We start from the raw sequence: 560 nt of genomic DNA, 5'->3' as shown, positions 1-560 counted from the left end.
TAAAAAAACACGTAAACTTTCAGTATCTATCAAAGCTTTAGAAATTGCTGAAGGAAAAGAAGCTGTTGCACATTACGGTTCTACAGACTCAGGTGCTTCTCTTGGCGATATTCTCGGTGCAGCTTTGAAAAAACAAGAACAAGATTAATATGATTCAATAAATTAAACTTAGGTCGCTTGTTTCTCTAGCGACCTTTTTTTATTTTCCAATGACACTGCTCCGTTGATTTTTCAATGCCTGGTTTAAAAATTGTAAATACTTTCAGATACAAATCTTCTTATTAGAATAGAAATGCCAACAACCTATTGAATAAAAGAAACCACCTAATTGAATAGCAATAAAATATTATGGCGCTTACACTCTCTTTCATGAAGTATTTTTTTTCTCAACAAACAAGCAGCTGCCGTCTTACTGAAACTAATTCTCCTCTTCGCTCAACTTACAAATCGCAGGACGAACTCTATGAATTAGGTCATAACATAGCCTCTGGCGAAGAGATTTTAATCCCTGAATATGAAAAAAGTAAGAGTTTTCATAAGCGTTTGAATGAAAATGCCAA

At 33.9% G+C, this 560-nt stretch carries 1 protein-coding gene; it reads left to right on the top strand.

Going from position 1 to position 560, the window contains the following annotated elements; all coding sequences use genetic code 11:
* Nucleotides 1-348 precede the first annotated feature (348 nt).
* On the top strand, nt 349-560 hold a 212-nt coding region (locus ACFIK8_RS10050; RefSeq protein ID WP_375669340.1), incomplete at its 3' end, for a hypothetical protein.

Source organism: Bartonella sp. MR168JLCBS, from assembly GCF_042194175.1.
The sequence above is the reverse complement of the archived record's forward strand: the minus strand, read 5'-3'. Positions and strand labels throughout refer to the sequence as shown.